Below are 19,083 nucleotides of genomic sequence, written 5' to 3' on the forward strand. Positions count from 1 at the left end.
TTATATTTGCCAAAATTCAAAATCAAAAAAATGAAAAGAGTATTTTTATCAATGGTTGCAATCGCTGGGATTGCACTAGTATCTTGTAAAAAAACAGATGATCCTGTTACACCTGCTGAACCAGGAACTTGTACAATTTCAGGAACTGTTCACGCACCTTTAGATTTAAGTAACGACACAACTGCTGCTGGTACTTATATTTATAATTTAAACCCAGAAGACGTTACAAGTGGAATAATCACTTTTGTTGTAGATTCAGAAGATTTAGATCACAATCCAGATGATGATTATATTTATAAAGATTTGTCTTTCTCAGCTTCAATTTCTGGAGGAGAATATTCTGTAGAAGTTCCTGCAATTTCAACTCCTTTAACAGTTGATGTTTATGTTGATGATTTCAATGCTGATCAACGCCAGTATATCGCAGGAAACCCTGATTCTGTTGTATATGAAAATATGATGTTCTCTGCGGGATCTATGTCTTTAGGGGGAATTACAGAAGGAGCTAGCCGAGTGCTAAACATCGAGTACGGAGACATGTAAACCGTATCAATAGTCATTTAAAAAGATTAATAGTATGAAAAAGATTATAGGATTATCCTTTATTCTTGCTGCTACTTCTATGACATTTGCTCAGGGAAATGATCAAGTACAGAACAAGAATGGAGTGGATATTATGCCCGTACAAGGTGAATTTGCAATTGGAATGAATGCATTGCCTGTTTTGAATTATGTAGGTGACCTTTTCGGTTACACAGGTTCAAACGGTTCAATGGGAAGTAATAAATTCGTAAATTATTTTGGAGCAAATACACTTTTCGGTAAGTATATGTTAACTGATAATACTGCGATTCGTGGACATTTCAGAATTGGACATTCTAGCAATAAATACGAAAACGAAGTATTTAATGATGTAGAAAATGATCCAGATTTATTAGTAATGGATACGTATGAACAAGGGAATACATCATACAATATCGGTGTTGGATATGAGTGGAGAAGAGGAAAAACTCGTTTAAGAGGTATTTACGGTGGAGAAGTTATGTATCAACACAGAACAGGTGTTTGCAGAGACTTTACTTATGGTAATGCTTTTGGAAACGGAAATGCTTCACCAATTTCTACTGAATGGGCTTCTTGGGGAGGTGTTTTAAATGAAGATCCAGCTGCCGAGCGAATGGTCTCTTCAAAAAGCGGTAAATTCAATGGTATCGGTGTTCGTGCATTTGCAGGTGTTGAATACTATGTTGCTCCAAAAATGTGCATCGGAACAGAGTTCGGATGGGGAGTAATGGGTGGATGGAATGGAGCTTCTAGCTCTGTGACTGAACGTTGGGATCCAACAGCTGGAGGATCTGGTGCCGTTATCACTGACGAAATTACAGGAGGAAAAAGTACTTCTTGGAATTTAGATACAGACAATTTTGGAGGAGCATTATATTTCATGTTCTACTTCTAAAATTAAATTAAGATTATCTTTAAAAAAGAGGTTGGCAATTGCCAACCTCTTTTTTTGTGCCTCAATTTATTATGGCTAAATTTGCGGAGGCTTTTGCCATACAAAGAGAATTAATTAGAATAAATAATGAAGTATTACAATAATATTTTAGAGACGATCGGTAATACACCGCTGGTTCGTTTAAATAAAATCACCAAAGAGATTAAAGCTACAGTTTTAGCTAAAATTGAGACGACAAACCCTGGAAACTCTGTTAAAGATAGAATGGCTTTAAAAATGGTGGAAGAAGCCGAAGCTCAAGGGCTAATCAAACCAGGTGGAACGGTTATCGAAGGGACTTCTGGAAATACAGGAATGGGATTAGCACTAGCTTGTATTGCTAAAGGTTATAAACTGATTTGTGTTTTGAGTGATAAGCAAAGTAAAGAGAAAATGGATATTCTGAGAGCTGTAGGTGCCGAAGTAGTAGTTTGTCCAACGGCAGTTGAACCAGATGATCCTCGTTCGTATTATTCAGTATCCAAACGTTTGGCAGAAGAAACGCCAAATTCTTGGTACGTGAACCAATATGATAATCCTGCTAATTCATTAGCGCACTATGAGCAAACTGGACCAGAAATCTGGGAGCAAACTGAAGGGAAAATCACTCATTTTGTCGTGGGGGTAGGAACAGGAGGAACGATTTCTGGAACAGGTAAGTTTTTAAAAGAACAAAATCCAACTATTCAGAACTTAGGAATTGATACCTATGGATCCGTGTTCAAAAAATACCATGAAACTGGAATTTTTGATGAAAATGAAATTTATCCTTATATCACCGAAGGGATAGGCGAAGATATTCTACCGAAGAACGTTGATTTTTCAGTAATCGATTACTTTGAGAAAGTAACAGACAAAGATGCTGCTGTAATGACTAGAAGATTGGCAAGGGAAGAAGGGATTTTTGTTGGTAATAGTGCTGGTTCAGCGATCGCAGGGCTACTTCAGATGAAAGATCGTTTTAAAGAAGATGATGTTATTGTTGTGTTATTCCATGATCATGGTTCACGATATGTAGGAAAAATGTTCAATGATGATTGGATGAGAGAAAGAGGCTTTTTAGATGAAGGTTTTAAAAATGCTGCAGATTTAGTTGCTCAACACGGTGAACATAAGTTGGTTACTTGTGGATCGGAAGAATTAGTCTCTCATGCCGTGGCTAAAATGAAAGCCTACAATATTTCTCAAATTCCAATCACCAAGGATGGTAAATTTGTTGGTGTAGTTGATGATGCAAAACTTTATCAAGATATTATAGAAGATTCGACTATAGTAGATAAACCGCTCGTTCAAGTAATGCAAGAAGCGTTACCTGTTTTAAATGCTAATGCAACTGTTGAAGAAATTTCTAAGCACATCGATAGACAAACTCCTGCTGTATTAATTGATCTAGGAAACGAAACCTTTCATATTGTCACACGACACGATTTAATTAATGCTATTGCATAGATGATTATTTTAAAAGATCAAATGAATCGTACAATCCGTTTGGAAAATTACCCCAAACGGATTGTTTCGTTAGTTCCTTCTCAATCCGAATTACTGTTCGACTTAGGATTGGAGAACGAGGTTGTTGGAATAACAAAATTTTGTATCCATCCAAAGAAATGGCACAGCAATAAGACACGTGTAGGCGGAACAAAGACGATCAACTTTGAAACAATTAAGTCGCTTAACCCTGATTTAATTATTGCGAATAAAGAAGAAAATACGCAAGAAGAAATTGAGGCGCTAACTTTGCTTTATAATGTGTACATCAGTGACATAAATAATGTAGAACAAGCTTGTGATATGATTCTAGCTATAGGGGAATTAACAAATACATCTGATAAAGCAATTTCCATTTCTGAGCTAATTAAAGAGGATTTTCTAAACATTCCTAGTCTAAACGGTACTGTACTCTATTTTATTTGGGCAAACCCCTACATGGTAGCAGGTAACAATACTTTTATTGGTTATTTGTTGAATAAGCTAGGGTTAATAAATGGAGTTGAAGATGTAGACGGAAGGTATATAGAGATCGAAGAAGAAGAAATTAGAGCAATTGAACCTAAATACATTTTCTTAAGTTCAGAACCTTACCCGTTTAAAGAAAAGCATGTGACTGAATTGAAAAAAATAATTCCAGAGGGCGAAGTACATTTAGTAGATGGTGAGATGTTTTCTTGGTACGGATCAAGAATGTTAAAAATGACAAATTATTTTATACAATTATTTAATACGATCCGATAAAATTAAAAAGTAGACTTGCAAAGGATATAAGTTCTACTGTCGAATGACCGCCCTTTTCTTTCATAATTACCTCTCCATGTACGTCGATTGTTTCTTTTTCTCCAGCAGCGATCTGAAAAATAATTGATTCCATACTGGAAATTGACTTTATTTCAGCCATTAGGTTGCTGGCTACAACCATACCCATGGTTTGTTCTAAGTCGCTTGGTGGAAATTGAGGATGAATAGTAAATTTAGTACCATCTATTATTTTGTCGAGGTTCATGTATAAATCAAAAAACAGATTTTTATCCGTAGTTAAAGGGGAAAAGTTAACGCTGTCTTGCATTAGCTCAAACACTTGGCTATTCTGTCGATAACCAAAGCTTGCACCTTCGTGAGTCGTTAAACGTTGCTTGGTGGTGTCAACATCAACCGCTGGACTTGCAATGAGACTGTCCATGAAACTATTCCAAACTTGGGGTTTTAAAATGTTAAATCGTACTTGTGCTTTTGGTAAGGTGTAAAAAGGTGTGGCGTACCCCTGATTTCTATGAATCATTTGACATTCAACTCCGTTGTAATCTAGTGCTAATTGCGTAAATTCAGGAACATTCTTAATCGAATGATCATCAAACCAATAAATACTGTTAAACAAATTTAACGAGCTTCTTACACTAATCGCAGCTTCTTGATTTAGTTCGTATGCAATTGGTTTAAATTCAGACAACCCAGAAATAGGCGTAAACTCACCATCAATTTCAATCTTATCTTTTTTGAAATCAAATGAAAAATACCCTTCTAATAAATTGTTGTATTCTGATTGTTTTGGAATTACAAAGCAATTAATTTCTTTCTTCGAGTCGAATAATTGCGGTAAATTTTTACGCTCTCTAAAACTTTTAACTTCTTTATTGCTGATTTTTTTGAGATGTTCTACTCGCTGAGGGCTTTTTTCACCGGGCGTTAATTGTAAAATAGCATATTCATTGTTAACCTCAAACAACGCTTCGGGGTTTGCGCCAAGGATAAACGATTTTATTTGCTCGACATTATTGTGTTTTAAGATCGCATACCACACAGCTTCATTTGCCCATTGCTCACGAAAACACACGATTTTATTAAAAATATCTATTCCACTTTCAACCCACTTTTCTTGCGGTGTTTCGTCGTCGTCTTCGGGATAAACTTTTTCATTAAAGTATTTTTCGGCATAAACCCGCTGGTACAAAATTTCTTGAATAAAATTCCGGGTATTTATCTCAATAATAAAATCACTTTCCTGTGGAACATAGGCATATATTTCATTACTCGGTGAAAGAATGAAATGATTCGCAATGAACCTGAAAAAAGGGAAAGCGAGTATAAGAAAGAGTATTGTAAGGTATTTTTTTAGCGCCTTCATTTAGATGAATAAAATTAAATAAAATTCGGAACATCCATCACGATTCTAATTTGTTTTTTTAAGATTCAAAATATTCCCATGCAGTTCGGTAAACCCCATTTTCTTCAACGTATTTTAAAAGAGCCTGATAGAAGCTGTCTTGGCCGAAGGTTGCTGAGTCGCCAATGATCACTAATTTTTTTCTTGCTCGTGTTAACGCAACATTTAAACGACGATAATCAGTTAAGAACCCGAGGTTGTTGTTTTCGTTTGATCGTACTAAGGAAATTACAATTATATCTCTTTCTTGACCTTGAAAACTGTCGATTGTTTGGCAATCTTCTGCTAAATCGAAAAGTAAATGTTTTAAGCGTTGAACTTGTTTTCTGTACGGTGAAATAATACCAATGCTTTTAAAATGAGAAAATTCTTCAACTCTTTTCTTAACCAAATTCGCTTCTTCTTGATTGTATATGCCTCCGGACTCATCAAGTTCTTCGTCAAATGAACAACCCGCAGTATCGATAAACTCTATAGGTGCAAAATTTTCATTCTTGATGCACTGATTCGCATTTAAATCTCCGGATGCAAGTTTATTATCGTAAAAATATCCATTCGAAAACCCCATAATTGTATTATTCATTCGGTATTGAACATCTAAAAAATGGGTTGGGATATCCAATTCTTTTGCCATTTCTAATAGTGATATGTTCAAACCAAATTTAATTGCTTTGGTACTAAAAACACTAGGTGGTAATTGTAAAGGGTCTCCTGCAAGGATTAACTTGTTTGATAAATGACTGATTGACCATATTAAAGTTTCAATCGCTTGCCCTGCTTCATCAATGATTAAGGCGTCCCATTCATCTGATTGCAAGTCTTCGTTGTAAATCCCCATAAATGTTCCAGTAATGACAGGTGCATTGGTCAAAATTTGCTTGCGTATGTCGCGTTCAATATGACGAATATCTTGTCTAATTTCTTTAAGTTCTTTTTTTAAGCGTTTACGTTCTTCAAATGCTGTTTTGTCAAAATTTCTTTTGTACTTAAATGCCTTTTTTCGGATGGATTCTGCATCCCTTTTTAAACGTTCAACCACGTTCATTAATGTATCATTGTTAATTTTTTCTTTAAGGGTGAAAGGGGTAACAACCGGTGCGATTTTTATGGAACGTCCAACGCGAACAACCTCAGGAACCAATTCTCCAATTTTACTTGTAATATGATCAACTGCGGCATTTGATGGGGCAGCAACAAGAACGCGTTTACCTTGATTAACTAATGCTATGACGCTTTGAGTCAGTATTTTTGTTTTACCAGTTCCTGGAGGACCATGCACAATATGAAAAGGTTGTTCTCCTAATAGTTCTCCAACAGCAATATTTTGAGACTTATTGAGCTCTTCACTTGAGAAGTGTTTAGCGGAGACTATATTTTTTTGTTGATGCTGATAAAATTGATGTGGAATAATGAGTTCTTCCTTTTCAATTTTCTCTATAGTTTTTAGTTGAATGTCAATGGTTTGAGTGTCTGGCAAAAGATGAATTCCTATTTTACCTTTGTTTAGCCATTCAGGGGAATCACTTGAAAACAATTCAAGGGTAATTTGATCTTCTTTTATATGAACGATTAGGGCTTCAAGTTTTTCTTCTGTATGTTGCGAGAAAAGGGAAACACGTCCATTTGTGTTAAACTTTTGTGGTTCTTGATTTTCGTTAAATTGAAATGTTAATTCAATATTGTCAAATCGGTTATAGGATTCCTCAATAAATGCTAAAGGGTAAAGCGTGATCTGCGCCACAATTTGATCTTGAATACTTTGTTGTTGAATTAAAGACTCGAAATGTTTTAGCTCTTCATCTCGCTCAAGTAGAAGTCCTTCCTTTAAATTAGCTAACCTTTGTTTTAATAGGGATGTCATAAACCTTTTTACAAATCAGTTGTTTTTATGTTACAGTGTAAACAAATAACAATTAAAACGTCTAAAGTAAAAACGAATTTTGATATGAAGACGATAATATTAGTTTCAATAGGATTTATTCTGTTCTTTTTAAGTTGCAGTCACACAAATCCTGAAAGCGTAGCTGCGGATGAAGAGTTTTATTCTTTGGGGCACCATGGAGACCCTGAAGACTCAACATGGAATAAACTAACAAAAGAAGAGGAATACGTAATAGTGCATAAAGGCACAGAACGTCCTTGGACAGGTAAGTATGTTGATAATAAAAAAGATGGAGTCTATACGTGTAAAAGGTGTGATCAAGCGCTTTTTAATGCCGATAGTAAGTTTGATTCAGGAACGGGATGGCCATCATTTGATGATTTCATCGGTAGTTCTGTTTCTATTGTTGAAGATGCTGACGGATTTAGAGAAGAAATTATATGTTCAAATTGTGGCGGACACCTTGGGCATGTATTCTATAATGAAGGGTTTACAAGAAAAAATACCAGACACTGTGTGAACTCAATTTCTTTAAGTTTTGAACCTAAAAAATAAACTAATTCGGTCTAGAATTTGGGGAATTATTAATTAAATTTGGGCTATGAAAATATTACTTTCTCCTGCAAAATCGTTAAATGAAAATGTTGAATTTAACGGATTGGAAACAACTTCAATCGAGTTTCCAACAGAAACCGCACGCTTAGCTAAAAAATTAAGTAAACTTAGTCAGAAAGGCATCGAAAAACTAATGAATGTGAGTAAAGACATTGCTGCGTTGAACTATGATCGGTTTCAGAATTTTTCAGAAGAATTCACCGTAGAGAATAGTTATCCAGCGGCTTATCTTTTTAGCGGTGCTGCATATCAAGGATTAGATTTTCAAACTTTATCCGATCAAGAACAACAGGAAGGACAAAATCGGTTGCGAATATTATCTGGATTGTACGGCCTTTTAAAGCCATTCGATTTAATTCAACCTTATCGTTTGGAAATGGGAACAAAGTTTAAAGTAACACCTAAAATGACCAATTTGTACAAGTTTTGGGATTCGAAAATTCAAAAGCAATTAGAGAAAGAACTGAAAAATGAAAACAGCAACTTGATTGTTAACTTGGCCTCATCAGAGTACTTTAAAGCTGCAAACCTTGGTAAAATGCATGGAATGGAAGTGGTGACTCCGGTATTTAAGGATAGAAATAAAAATGGCGACTATAAAATGAATATGCAGTTCGCTAAAATGTCACGTGGTAGAATGACGAGGTTTATTATTCAAAATAAAATTGATGACATTGAAGCACTAAAATCATTTGATGCTGAAGGCTATTATTTTGTTCCTCAGGAAAGCTCTGACCAACAGTTAGTATTTCATAGAGATTAAATTGATTGGTTAATAGCTATTTAGTCAGTCCTTTACGTTTGATTTTTTAGATTTATTCCCCGGAAGATATTCTAAATTGTTAATTTCTTGTTGAAAACGTAACCTCTGCATTAACCTTGCGTAATAGTAGAGCACAACAAACAATTAACAAGCAACATGAAAAAATTAACCACCTTTTCTACGCTTTTATTATTTTCCCTTTTAGGGTTCGCTAATGAGCGTATTTCAAGCGAAGATTATATAGATCAATGGAAGATAACGGCGATTGAACAAATGAACTCTCATGCCATTCCTGCGAGTATTACACTGGCGCAGGGAATTTTAGAAAGTGGAAGTGGGAATAGTCAATTGGCAAAAAACGCAAACAATCACTTTGGCATTAAATGTCACAAAGTGTGGACTGGAAAAACGTTTTATCAAGATGATGATGAAAAAGATGAGTGCTTCAGGAGTTATGAGCATGCAGCACAGTCGTATGAAGATCATTCTGATTTTTTGACTTCTCGCCAACGTTATTCAGATCTATTCAAATTAAAGATCACAGATTATGTTGGATGGGCGAAAGGACTTAAAAGGGCTGGCTATGCAACAAATCCAAAATATGCTGATTTATTGATTCAAATTATCAAGCGTTATAACCTAGATCAGTATGATAAAATGCCACTTTTGCCAATTGAAATTGAAAGAGAAAAGGAGCAAAAAGAATTAACTGCAAGTCGTCAAAAGGACACGCCACATACCGTTTTTACCGCCACTGAAAAAAGTGCCGAATCTTTGGACGAAACCGCAAATATCCATAAAGTACAACTCAATAGAAACCGTACAAGGTATATTTTGGTCGAAGATGGGGATACATTCTATCGCATATCTAAAGAATTTAATATGGGACTATGGCAATTGTATAAATACAACGAATTAGGTAAAAGAGATGTGCTAACCAAAGGTGAAATTATTTATTTAGACCCTAAACGATCAAGAGCTAGCAAAGGAAATAATGTTCACCTATGTTCAGAAGATATGTCATTGCGAGAGGTCTCTCAGTATGAAGGGATTAAATTGAAAAAGATCATGCAATATAATGTTTCCACTGATCCTGATAAAATATTGCCGAAAGGCACAAAGGTTATTCTCCGTTAATATCCACGCAAGTGGAACGTGAATTGATAATCCACTGGAGAATTTTGGTTTGTTGTTAGAAAAAGGGCTGTGGTGGCCCTTTTTCGTTATTTTATTATTGAAATTTTATCAGTGCAAATTCATATTAGATTGCTTCGATGAACTTTAGAATTTCTTCGATAATTTTAAAATTTCAAAACCCTTGTTTATAACAATCAGTTACAATAACCATTTAATCAATAAAAGATACAGCTTAAAAGTGGATTCGTTTTTATCGTAAAAAAATAATATCTTTAAAACCACCTTAAATTGAATTCCTAAGTTCAATTTTTAACAAAAAACGAATCAAATGAAACCATCTACAGAGCTGCATAGTCTGATAAAATCACTAACCAAATCTGAGAAAAGATTTTTCAAATTGAACTCTTCTTTGCAATCAGGAGACAAGAATTATTTAAAGATTTTTGATTTTATTGAGAAACAGAAAAGATATAATGAGGACGAACTGAAAGAATATTTCAAAGGTGAAATTTTTATCAAACATCTGCCTTCAGAAAAGAATCATTTATATCGCCTAATATTAAAAAGTTTAAGGGCGTATTACTCTGATCAATCTGTAAGTGCGCAACTCAAACAGGAGATAAAAAATATTGATATCCTCAATAGAAAAGCACTTTATAAAGAATGTAATAAGTTTGTAAAACGAGCTAAGAAAATCGCTACCACCTATGAAAAATTCTATTATTGGTTTGAGTTGATTAATTGGGAAAGACGCTTACTTGAGGAAGCATACGAAGCAGGGATTTTCACCTATAACTTGGACGAACTAATTGAAGAAGAGCAAGGCGTTGTCGATAAGTTGAGAAATTTAGCAGAGTATCATGTTTTATATTCTCGAATTAACTATATTTTTAGAAGTGGTGGATTTACCAGAAACGAGCAAGAAAGAGAAATTGTAAATGAAATTGAGAATCATCACCTCATTAAAGGAAAAAATACGGCAATATCTACTCGGGCCACTACTATTTGTTACTACATTAAAGGGGTTTGCAGTGCCAGTAAAAGGGATTATGAAAATGCCTTGATTTTTTTTAGAAAGTCAAAGTCCATTATGGACCGTAATTCAAAAATTAGAAACGATCTTCAACAACGATATATTGCTACTTTGAATTTTTTAATGCTGTGTTATATTGACACTTATGATTTTAAAAATGCAGAGTCAATTGTTGAGGAAATTAAGGCACTTAGAGGCAAAAAGGCTTTTGGAGCACTAGGTTTTAAAGTACGAATTTTTACCGCGACTTATATTGGCGAACTTCAATTGAATAACCGTAAGGGGCAGTTTGCAAAATCAATACAGCTTATCCCAGAAATTCAGGAAGGTTTAGAGCTGTATGAGGATAAAATAAATAAAGAAAAACAACTTCTATTCACTTATAATATGGCTTATGCTTATTTTGGTGTAGAAGAATACAGACAAGCATTAAAGTACATAAATGATGTGCTAAATGATAATGAAAAACAACTAAGACAGGATATTTATTCTTTTTCTCGAATTTTTAATTTAATTATTCATTTTGAACTCAACAATATTGATTTTTTAGAATATGATTTGAAATCGGCAGCTCGTTACTTGAATAAACATCCTAAAGATTATCAAATGGAAAAGCTATTCATTACGCACATTAAGCAATTGGCTCGTGTTGAAGGAGCAGAAGAGGAAAAATCCATTTTCATTAAATTTAATGAGGAGTTAAATGAATTGCTCAAAATTGAGAAAGAAAATGTAATACTTGAATATTTTGATATTCTAGCTTGGACAAATTCTAAGATAAATGACATTAGTTTCGCTGAAGCTGTTCAGAACAGAATTCATGCGAAGTCTTAAAATTCGCTTGTGAAAGGTACAATTGAATTAACTTCTAGACCATAGGCATTAATGACAGAAGTATTCATTTGGCTTTGGTTGGTTATTAAATCCAAATGATTAATGTTGAGGTCTCTTAGAATTTGTGCACCAATACCGTAATCTTTGTTGTCTGATTTTGGTCGTTTAAATCCGCCGTTATTATAGGCTTGTAATTTTTCAACTAATCCTATTTGTTTCTCTTCTTGTTGGATGAAAACTAAAGCACCTTTTCCTCTTTCTTCAATCATTTTTAATGCTGCAGATATATGAGATTGTTTATCAGATCGAATGGCATCCAATAGGTTGTGAGTAAACGATGATGATTCCACACGAACAAGAACATTTTCTTCTTCAGACCACTCTCCTTTATAAATGGCTAAATGTTCGTCATCTGTTGTGGTTTGTTTGTATCCAACCATTTTAAACGAACCCCAAACCGTGTTAAAATCAACTTCCACCTTACGTTCAATTAATGATTCGTGTTTAAGGCGATAGGCAATTAAATCTGCAATTGAAATAATCTTTAAATCAAACTTTTCACTTACCTCCATTAATTGAGGTAAACGCGCCATCGTTCCGTCTTCATTTAAAATCTCAACTAAAATTCCAGCTGGTTTTAAACCTGCTAACCTGGCAATGTCAATTGCAGCCTCTGTATGACCAGCTCTTCTTAAAACACCTCCATTTTTTGCACGTAAAGGAAATATATGCCCTGGGCGACCGAGATCACTACCTTTAGTATCTTCTTTAGTTAAAAATTTAATGGTTTGCGAGCGATCGTAGGTCGAAATTCCGGTAGTGCAACCATGCCCAATTAAGTCTACTGAAACGGTAAACTGGGTGTTGTGTAAAACGGTATTGTCGTTCACCATCATGTTTAATTCTAATTCTTTACAGCGATCTTCCGTTAGAGGAGCACAAATTAAACCTCTTCCGTTGGTTGCCATAAAATTAATCATGTCTGGTGTGACCATTTCAGCGGCAGCGATAAAGTCACCTTCATTTTCACGATCTTCATCATCGACAACAATGATGATTTTTCCAGCTTTCACATCCGCAATTGCGTCCTCAATTTTGTCCAGTTTAAAACTCATATTTTCAAATTTCGGTACAAAGCTAACCTTAAAATTAATGAGAACAAAATTATACTTAAAGATTGCTTAAGAAGTCAATAGTTTTTCTAATTTTTCGACAGAATTTTTCCAGTTGTAGCGTTCTTCAACATAACGGAACCCGTTGTTGGCTATTTCTTGATAATGTGTTTTATTCTTCAGAAGGTTTAAGATTTCTTCCGAAAACTCCTTAGCCGTTTTGGCAATTATCACCTCTTTTTGAGGCTTTGCTTTTAACGCATTGTTGGCTAAAGATGTCGTAACAACCGGTAATCCCATTGCCATCGCTTCTAGTAGCTTGTTTTGCAGCCCTGTTCCTATGAATAATGGGGCGACAAAGAGCTTTCCTTTCGCATAGCTATCCCTAATGTCTTCAACCCAACCTGTTACTGTAACGTTTTTATTTTTGTTTAACTCCTGTATTTTGGGATGAGGATTTGCGCCTGAAAGTAATAATTTTATTTGCGGTTTTTCTCGAATTAATAGGGGCAGAATTTCATTGACAATAAATAATGAACATTCAATATTCGGGGGGTAGTTCATATTGCCTGTGAATACAAGTTCGTGACTTTTCACTTGATTTTTTTTCAAACAACTGGTAAAGTCAGATGAAATTCCATTTTCAATAATGTTAATTTGATTTTTGGACGGGTGATTAATCAAGTTGCGATCTTGTTCAGAGATAATAGTGTGATGATTGAAATAATCGTAAATCCGATGTTCATATTCCGCTAAGCGCTTTCCTTCTTTTAAGAAGGCCACCTTTTTTATACCTCTTGCAATTTCCCCTCTGCGATACATTCCCTTGCTTAAGGCATCCATATAGTCCAGAGTTTTTGGAATTGTATGGATGTTTTTCACATATTCTGTTACGCGTATGAGCTGACAATATATATGATCAGGTTTTGTGGATTTGATAATACCACGAATTTTTTTGTCAATTGCTCTTTGAAAAAAATAACCAACTTGGAACGGTTTATCGGTAAAAATTTGTTTAACTGTATTCCAATAAATTAGGGGTTTACTCAATTCAAAAACATGCAATTCTGAACAAATTTTATTGACTTCGTTTTTCCATTCTTTTTTAATCTTTTTATCCGATATACAACATAGTATAATCTCATGGTTTTCGGACAACGTTTTAATTTGATGATATGCACGTAATTTATCACCTTTTTCTAAAGGGTACGGAAATCGAGAAAGTAAAACAAAAATTTTCATATTAAACAAGCGCTCAAATCTCCTTGTAAAAATTTAGAAGGTTGTTAATAATTAGATTATTGTCATATTTTTTTTCAATTAAATGACGAGCGTTTTTGCCGATACGTTTTATTTCTTGAGGATTTTCGATGAGCCTATTTATAGCGTGTATAATGGTACCCGATGTATTGGCAATTATGATGTTTTCACCGTCCTGATAATCTATGCCTTCAGCACCAACACGCGTTGTGATTACGGTCTTGCCAAGTCCCATCGCTTCAATTATTTTTACACGCATACCACTGCCTGATAATAAAGGCGCAATCATGACATCATATTTTGACATGAACTCAACAGCTGAATCAACTTCGCCATGAACAATTAAGCGATCTGTTGCTTCTTGATGAATGTAGCCTGGCATATGTCTTCCTGCTAAGTTTAAGTTGACTTTTTTCTTTTTTAATTTTGGCCAAATATCATCTAAAATCCAATTGACAGCTTCCTTATTTGGCTCCCAATCCATAGCGCCTATATGAAAAAGTTCCAACTCATTATTAGGCTCCAATTCAGGTAACGGGTAATTTTTTAGCGTAATACCAAATGGAATGGTTAATAATGGACAATCTTCTTTTAAACTTTTGTATTTTTTTGTGTCATCGAAACTGATAGCAGCAATTCCATCCAACTCTTTTATTACATCGTACTCATATTTTTTTAGTTTCGACGCAAGGTGTTTTAAATAGAATTTCTTTGCCGTGTTTTCGGTTGAATTGGCTAAACGCTCCCAAATGAGATGCTCTAGATTATGACTTCTCAAAACTATTTTTGCACTGCTGTTTTTACGAATTGTATCGATGTAAGGCGTCATGAACAAGCTTTCGAGGTGTACAACGTCAAAAGCATCTTCGTTTAAAATTTCTTTTAAACGTTTATTAAAGTCTGGAGAGAAGAATCTACTGATATTGTATGAGTCCGATGTGACCAAAGCAGAAAAAGCGTCAATCACATTGATTCGTGTATCAACAAAAACACTTTCAATTTTTGTTTTTTTTGCAAATTCACTTTCTATTTTTTCTGGAATAAATGGATGTTTTTGAGTTGCAATGGTTAATATTTTCAAATCAATATTTTCATGCAACAGTCCATTCGCAATATTGTTTATTGCAATACAACCACCATCAATAAGTGGTTGAGGGGGCTTGTTACACAATTGCAAGACTTTCATGACTCTTTTCTCAGTGACTATTATTCTTGGTAAACAAGGTAGTTGTTTGGCGGAAAGTTAAGATTATTTTTGACTAAAACACATAAAATCATTATGCTTTTCTTAAAAGCTTGTTCAATAACTTTTTATAAGCGTCACGGTCAAAAATGGCAGAATCATTAGCCGCTTTATAGGTTAGGAATATACCTATCGGAGTAAGACATACAACACTTAACCACATGCCTTGCCAAACTTCAATGATTTGTGATTCAGCCATATTTTCACCAGAAATCATTAAAATATAATACATTAAAAAAAACAAGGTGGCAAAAACTAATGGTGCTCCTAGGCCTCCTTTTTTTATAATTGCGCCTAAAGGTGCTCCAATAAAAAAGAGGATGAGTATTGAAAAAGATAAGGTGAATTTTTGATGCCACGAAGCAAGGTATTCATTAAAAGACAAGGTTCTAAACTCTTTTATGGTTTGTTGGCTGTGAACAAGGTCTTTGGTTGCTCTCATTTTTCCTTGGGCGGCTACGAGTGCTGCTTTATATTCCATTTCTTTTAAATCCTCTAAAGTGAGAAGTGTATCAATAGGTTCTTGAGGTAGAATTCCTTTGTCTTTTGTTGTATCGGTAAGATTAAGTTTTTTATAGTCGGGGTTAATGACTAAAACTTGGCGTTTTATTGTTACTTGAAAACTATTTTTAAGCGAGTCGTTCACGGTTGCTAAGGAGTCAATAGCATCACCAAGTTGAACGAAATTCATCATTTCATAATCCCGCTTAAACAAGTCTTCACTTTCTTCTTTCATATCAAACCCACTTAAGTCGAATTTAATAATTGCTTCTTCAAAAAATGACTTTTGATAGGGTGCTCCTTTTTTATTTTTAAAGGATTGCTCCATTTGTTGGTAAATTGAACCATTAACGAGTTTTAATAATAGAAATGAACTCTTTTCTCCGTTTTCATCGGTAGATTTCAGCATCTCACCTCGTTCGGCAATTATCGTTTTACCTTTTCCTCTGGATTCATTCTGATAAATGAGCACGTTAAAAAGCTCTCCGGTATTATCATTTTTATCCTCAACCTTTATACTGTAGCCTTCAAAATCATTATAAAAAACCCCTTCCTTTATACCAAAAGAAGGCTTCTTTTGTTGAATATTGTAAATGATCGTTCTACATTTCAAATTTGCGATCGGCATTATATAATTCGAAAAATAAAAGGCTGAAGCACTTAAAATCACAATAAAAATGAGCATTGGTCGCATAATTCGAAACAACGATAGACCGGAAGATTTGAGCGCCGTGAGTTCATTTTTTTCGGATAAATTTCCGAAAGTCATTATTGAGGAAAAAAGAACAGCTAGGGGTAGTGCGAGCGGGATAAGAATTGCAGATACATAGAATAGTAATTCTAGTAAAACGCTAACTTCGAGTCCTTTCCCCATTAAATCGTCAACATATTTCCAAAAGAATTGCATGACCAAAAAGAACATGGCAATAAAAAAGGATACCAAAAATGGTCCTGTAAAAGATTTAATGATGAAAATGTTCAACTTCTTCATCCACGAACTAAATTAGATTGTCAATATTCTTAGCATCTCTTTTCAAAACGCTTTTACCGTAATTTCATTATTGAATAACGGATGGGAGATTAAAATCGTATGAAAAAATGAAATTAAGAACCAATAACCTTTTTTAGATCATCTATTTGATTGGTCCAAAGTAGCTTTGCTTCATCCATTTCGTCTTCCTCGGCAAAATCAGTTACCATCAATGCAACATCGTTGGTTAATTCATCAACCTTTATTGCCAGTTCGAAATATGTTTTTTCTCCATCTTCAAAATCTTCTAACCACTGAAACTTAATGGCCTCACCTTTTCGTTTTGTAATTAATTTCGCCTCCTCCGAACTTCCGTCCCAGAAAAAAGTGAAAACATCATTTTTAATGTTTACATCATCCGCAAACCACTCACTTAAACCGCTTGGTGTACTGATCATATTGTACAATACTTTCGTTGAAGATTTTACCTCAATTTCCAATTGGTATTTTATTTTATCTGACATACTTTTTCTCTACTTTACAAGGTCGCCAATATAGTAAAAAAAGCTGACTATTAATGCTAAAAGCTAATAATGTTAGCAGGTTTTGTTTTAAGTGTATCTTTTTGGTGATAAATGGTTCTCAGACTAGTAGCGTCCACCAATTGTTCGTCCTTCTAATTCTAGTTGGTTCGAATTAGGGAGTTTGGCCGGTCGACTAGTTAATCCAATCGTATCGGTTAAGGCCTCCATGAATAGAATTAAGTCATCAATTTCTTTTTCAGATAAATGAAGTGAGTCTGGAGGCAAGGTTGCATTTTCAGGAGCAATTCCCCATCCATGACCTCCACCTACATTATAAAAATCTACAACTTCGCGAAGTGTTGGGAATACGCCATTATGCATGTATGGAGCGGTTAAAGCAATGTTTCTTAAAGTCACTGTTTTAAATCCAAATTTATGATGTTCAGCGTGTTCGGCCCTTCTTCCATTTCCATAACGTCCTTTGTCATCATCTAATTTTGCAATGGATTGTACATTGGTGTCAGGAATACCAAGAACTTCTGTTTCTGTATCTACAAATAAAGGAGGAACATTTCCGGCAAAAGTGGGGATAAAGTGACATGTCGCACATTTAGCCTTTCCAGCGAATAAATTAAAACCGTTTACCAACGCCTTATTTGAGGTTTCTTGATCAGCTTTAATAGCTTGGTCAAACTCACTATTGTACGACCGTAATGATTGAAGGTAGGCCCCAATGCTTGCAACAATTGTGTAACGATTGATTAATGGTTGTTCGTTTTTAATATTTTCTGGGTATGATGATTTAAACTTATCGATGTATGTGTCACAAGATTTTATTTTTTCCACGATTTCATCATAATTGGTATTAAATTCTTTTGGATTAAATAAAACGTGCTCAATCTGGTCTTCTGGTGCACCTGCGCGTACATCCCAAAAGAAACGTGTTGTGAATACTGAGTTAATCAATCCAGGAGAATTACGTTTTAGGTTCCCTTCTTCATTGAATGCTATGGATGTTTTTAACCCATCTGAAAATGCCTTGTCAGGATGGTGGCAAGAAGCGCAAGCTCTTTGATTGTTTTTGGATAAAATAGGGTCAAAGAAAAGTAGCTTACCCAATTCCTTTCGCTCATCTTCAATTCCTGCAGCACTATACTTCGAGAAGTATTTATAGTTCAAAAAATCAGTGTCAAAAATTGAAGTTGTGGCATAATTGACACTGTATTCTCTTTTTCGACCTAAATCTCGGGTATGAATGTTCAGCTTGATTTGAACTTTTAATAAGAGTTCGTATAATGGATTTACAAATGTTCGAATGAATTCAAAACGGTTCAATGTATTAAAGTCTACACTTTTTAAGTAGGAGTTTCCTCTTACAAAAATTGAATCAATAATTAGTATTAAATCTGGGTCGAGATAGGTTTCATACGCTTCTATGGTTCGATGGAGACCTCTTAAAACAGCTTTGTTTTCATGAACAGTGTTTTCTGTTGAAGGTGTGTCAAACCCTGTGATTCCAAGAGCAGTTAAGCGAATTAATTCTTCGCGCATAGCTTCAAATACCATTCGTTCTGAAACCCTCATTTTTGGAATGCGGTCGCCATATATTTTAAGTTTTTTTTCTAGGTTGAATGCAAGATTTTTAAACTCTTCTAGATTTTCTTCCAAAAGAACTTCTTCCATAATTTGGAAACCTGATGGTTCCAATATTACTAAATCAGGTGCTTTACGTTCAATGGCTAATAACGGTGCACCATTTATATGATCTTTAACAAATTCTTGATCAAAATATTCAATAAAGAGTTCCAGTTCCTTATAAACAATTCGCGTATTAAAAAATTGTTGTTTGATGTTTGGCCAGTTTATAGTTGGTTGGTTGATGATTTTATTCAATTCACTCGTTTCAATTAACAATGAATCGAATGAAGATTGAAAATGTTTTTTAAGTTGCTGTGCAGGTTTCTCTGAGGCAACTACAGAACAGGATAGTACTAATGTAAGTATGAAAAAAGTGTTTTTAAGGAAATTCATAAAGTATAATCTTATGTACTTAAAA

The 19,083-nt window shown here is 34.5% G+C and carries 16 protein-coding genes; 8 read left to right on the top strand and 8 right to left on the bottom strand.

Annotation, left to right across the window (positions count from 1 at the left end; genetic code table 11):
* Nucleotides 1–30 precede the first annotated feature (30 nt).
* The 4 genes from A8143_RS02290 to A8143_RS02305 all read left to right on the top strand — a co-directional run bounded on the left by A8143_RS02290 (nucleotide 31) and on the right by A8143_RS02305 (nucleotide 3,730).
* On the top strand, nucleotides 31–543 hold the full coding sequence (locus A8143_RS02290; RefSeq protein WP_066755659.1) for a hypothetical protein: 513 nt from the start codon (nucleotides 31–33) through the stop codon (nucleotides 541–543).
* Between the two features lie 34 nt (nucleotides 544–577).
* Nucleotides 578–1,459, top strand: a complete 882-nt coding sequence (locus tag A8143_RS02295) for a hypothetical protein (RefSeq protein WP_066755662.1) — start codon at nucleotides 578–580, stop codon at nucleotides 1,457–1,459.
* Nucleotides 1,460–1,585: 126 nt separating this feature from the next.
* Nucleotides 1,586–2,947, top strand: a complete 1,362-nt coding sequence (locus A8143_RS02300; protein ID WP_066755665.1) for a pyridoxal-phosphate dependent enzyme — start codon at nucleotides 1,586–1,588, stop codon at nucleotides 2,945–2,947.
* Nucleotides 2,948–2,968: 21 nt separating this feature from the next.
* A complete protein-coding gene (locus A8143_RS02305; RefSeq protein WP_245676453.1) occupies nucleotides 2,969–3,730 on the top strand; it encodes an ABC transporter substrate-binding protein in 762 nt (253 codons plus the stop codon).
* Here A8143_RS02305 and A8143_RS02310 read toward each other — a convergent pair.
* Nucleotides 3,714–5,114: a hypothetical protein gene (locus A8143_RS02310; protein ID WP_066755670.1), complete on the bottom strand. Its 1,401-nt coding sequence runs from the start codon at nucleotides 5,112–5,114 to the stop codon at nucleotides 3,714–3,716. The genes A8143_RS02305 and A8143_RS02310 overlap by 17 nt on opposite strands.
* Nucleotides 5,115–5,172: 58 nt before the next feature.
* Nucleotides 5,173–7,014 carry an AAA domain-containing protein gene (locus A8143_RS02315; protein ID WP_066755674.1) on the bottom strand — a complete coding sequence of 614 codons (1,842 nt, stop codon included), beginning with the start codon at nucleotides 7,012–7,014 and terminating at the stop codon, nucleotides 5,173–5,175.
* A gap of 84 nt (nucleotides 7,015–7,098) precedes the next feature.
* On the opposite strand from A8143_RS02315, the gene A8143_RS02320 reads away from it, so the two are divergent.
* The 4 genes from A8143_RS02320 to A8143_RS02335 all read left to right on the top strand — a co-directional run bounded on the left by A8143_RS02320 (nucleotide 7,099) and on the right by A8143_RS02335 (nucleotide 11,417).
* A complete protein-coding gene (locus tag A8143_RS02320) occupies nucleotides 7,099–7,590 on the top strand; it encodes a methionine-R-sulfoxide reductase (protein ID WP_096348977.1) in 492 nt (163 codons plus the stop codon).
* Nucleotides 7,591–7,636: 46 nt separating this feature from the next.
* Entirely contained in the window at nucleotides 7,637–8,413 is a 777-nt protein-coding gene (gene yaaA, locus A8143_RS02325) for a peroxide stress protein YaaA (protein ID WP_066755677.1), read from the top strand.
* Between the two features lie 156 nt (nucleotides 8,414–8,569).
* A complete protein-coding gene (locus A8143_RS02330) occupies nucleotides 8,570–9,550 on the top strand; it encodes a glycoside hydrolase family 73 protein (RefSeq protein ID WP_066755681.1) in 981 nt (326 codons plus the stop codon).
* A 328-nt stretch (nucleotides 9,551–9,878) separates the two neighbouring features.
* Entirely contained in the window at nucleotides 9,879–11,417 is a 1,539-nt protein-coding gene (locus A8143_RS02335; RefSeq protein ID WP_066755684.1) for a hypothetical protein, read from the top strand.
* Here A8143_RS02335 and ribB read toward each other — a convergent pair.
* The 6 genes from ribB to A8143_RS02365 all read right to left on the bottom strand — a co-directional run bounded on the left by ribB (nucleotide 11,414) and on the right by A8143_RS02365 (nucleotide 19,058).
* Nucleotides 11,414–12,532 (bottom strand): 3,4-dihydroxy-2-butanone-4-phosphate synthase, encoded by a 1,119-nt coding sequence (ribB, locus tag A8143_RS02340; protein WP_066755687.1) that lies wholly within the window; start codon nucleotides 12,530–12,532, stop codon nucleotides 11,414–11,416. The genes A8143_RS02335 and ribB overlap by 4 nt on opposite strands.
* A 66-nt stretch (nucleotides 12,533–12,598) precedes the next feature.
* Nucleotides 12,599–13,771: a glycosyltransferase gene (locus A8143_RS02345; RefSeq protein WP_066755690.1), complete on the bottom strand. Its 1,173-nt coding sequence runs from the start codon at nucleotides 13,769–13,771 to the stop codon at nucleotides 12,599–12,601.
* A gap of 13 nt (nucleotides 13,772–13,784) precedes the next feature.
* Complete coding sequence (locus tag A8143_RS02350; RefSeq protein WP_066755693.1) at nucleotides 13,785–14,975, bottom strand: glycosyltransferase family 4 protein; 1,191 nt, start codon at nucleotides 14,973–14,975, stop codon at nucleotides 13,785–13,787.
* 91 nt (nucleotides 14,976–15,066) lie between these two features.
* Nucleotides 15,067–16,524 carry an LptF/LptG family permease gene (locus tag A8143_RS02355; protein WP_066755696.1) on the bottom strand — a complete coding sequence of 486 codons (1,458 nt, stop codon included), beginning with the start codon at nucleotides 16,522–16,524 and terminating at the stop codon, nucleotides 15,067–15,069.
* 113 nt (nucleotides 16,525–16,637) lie between these two features.
* Nucleotides 16,638–17,027: an START-like domain-containing protein gene (locus tag A8143_RS02360; RefSeq protein WP_066755698.1), complete on the bottom strand. Its 390-nt coding sequence runs from the start codon at nucleotides 17,025–17,027 to the stop codon at nucleotides 16,638–16,640.
* A 123-nt stretch (nucleotides 17,028–17,150) separates the two neighbouring features.
* On the bottom strand, nucleotides 17,151–19,058 hold the full coding sequence (locus tag A8143_RS02365) for a cytochrome-c peroxidase (RefSeq protein WP_066755706.1): 1,908 nt from the start codon (nucleotides 19,056–19,058) through the stop codon (nucleotides 17,151–17,153).
* Between the last annotated feature and the right edge of the window lie 25 nt (nucleotides 19,059–19,083).

Origin of the sequence: Crocinitomix algicola, assembly GCF_001661595.2 — a bacterium.
In the GTDB taxonomy this organism is placed as follows: domain Bacteria; phylum Bacteroidota; class Bacteroidia; order Flavobacteriales_D; family Crocinitomicaceae; genus Crocinitomix; species Crocinitomix algicola.

Bases quoted from the DNA above. Each gene is read 5' to 3' on its own strand.
- A8143_RS02365 (WP_066755706.1), bottom strand. From the start codon at position 19,058: ATGAATTTCCTTAAAAACACTTTTTTCATACTTACATTAGTACTATCC.
- A8143_RS02360 (WP_066755698.1), bottom strand. From the start codon at position 17,027: ATGTCAGATAAAATAAAATACCAATTGGAAATTGAGGTAAAATCTTCA.
- A8143_RS02350 (WP_066755693.1), bottom strand. From the start codon at position 14,975: ATGAAAGTCTTGCAATTGTGTAACAAGCCCCCTCAACCACTTATTGAT.
- A8143_RS02335 (WP_066755684.1), top strand. From the start codon at position 9,879: ATGAAACCATCTACAGAGCTGCATAGTCTGATAAAATCACTAACCAAA.
- A8143_RS02295 (WP_066755662.1), top strand. From the start codon at position 578: ATGAAAAAGATTATAGGATTATCCTTTATTCTTGCTGCTACTTCTATG.
- A8143_RS02290 (WP_066755659.1), top strand. From the start codon at position 31: ATGAAAAGAGTATTTTTATCAATGGTTGCAATCGCTGGGATTGCACTA.
- A8143_RS02315 (WP_066755674.1), bottom strand. From the start codon at position 7,014: ATGACATCCCTATTAAAACAAAGGTTAGCTAATTTAAAGGAAGGACTT.
- A8143_RS02320 (WP_096348977.1), top strand. From the start codon at position 7,099: ATGAAGACGATAATATTAGTTTCAATAGGATTTATTCTGTTCTTTTTA.
- A8143_RS02345 (WP_066755690.1), bottom strand. From the start codon at position 13,771: ATGAAAATTTTTGTTTTACTTTCTCGATTTCCGTACCCTTTAGAAAAA.
- A8143_RS02330 (WP_066755681.1), top strand. From the start codon at position 8,570: ATGAAAAAATTAACCACCTTTTCTACGCTTTTATTATTTTCCCTTTTA.
- A8143_RS02355 (WP_066755696.1), bottom strand. From the start codon at position 16,524: ATGAAGAAGTTGAACATTTTCATCATTAAATCTTTTACAGGACCATTT.
- A8143_RS02305 (WP_245676453.1), top strand. From the start codon at position 2,969: ATGAATCGTACAATCCGTTTGGAAAATTACCCCAAACGGATTGTTTCG.
- ribB (WP_066755687.1), bottom strand. From the start codon at position 12,532: ATGAGTTTTAAACTGGACAAAATTGAGGACGCAATTGCGGATGTGAAA.
- A8143_RS02300 (WP_066755665.1), top strand. From the start codon at position 1,586: ATGAAGTATTACAATAATATTTTAGAGACGATCGGTAATACACCGCTG.
- A8143_RS02310 (WP_066755670.1), bottom strand. From the start codon at position 5,114: ATGAAGGCGCTAAAAAAATACCTTACAATACTCTTTCTTATACTCGCT.
- yaaA (WP_066755677.1), top strand. From the start codon at position 7,637: ATGAAAATATTACTTTCTCCTGCAAAATCGTTAAATGAAAATGTTGAA.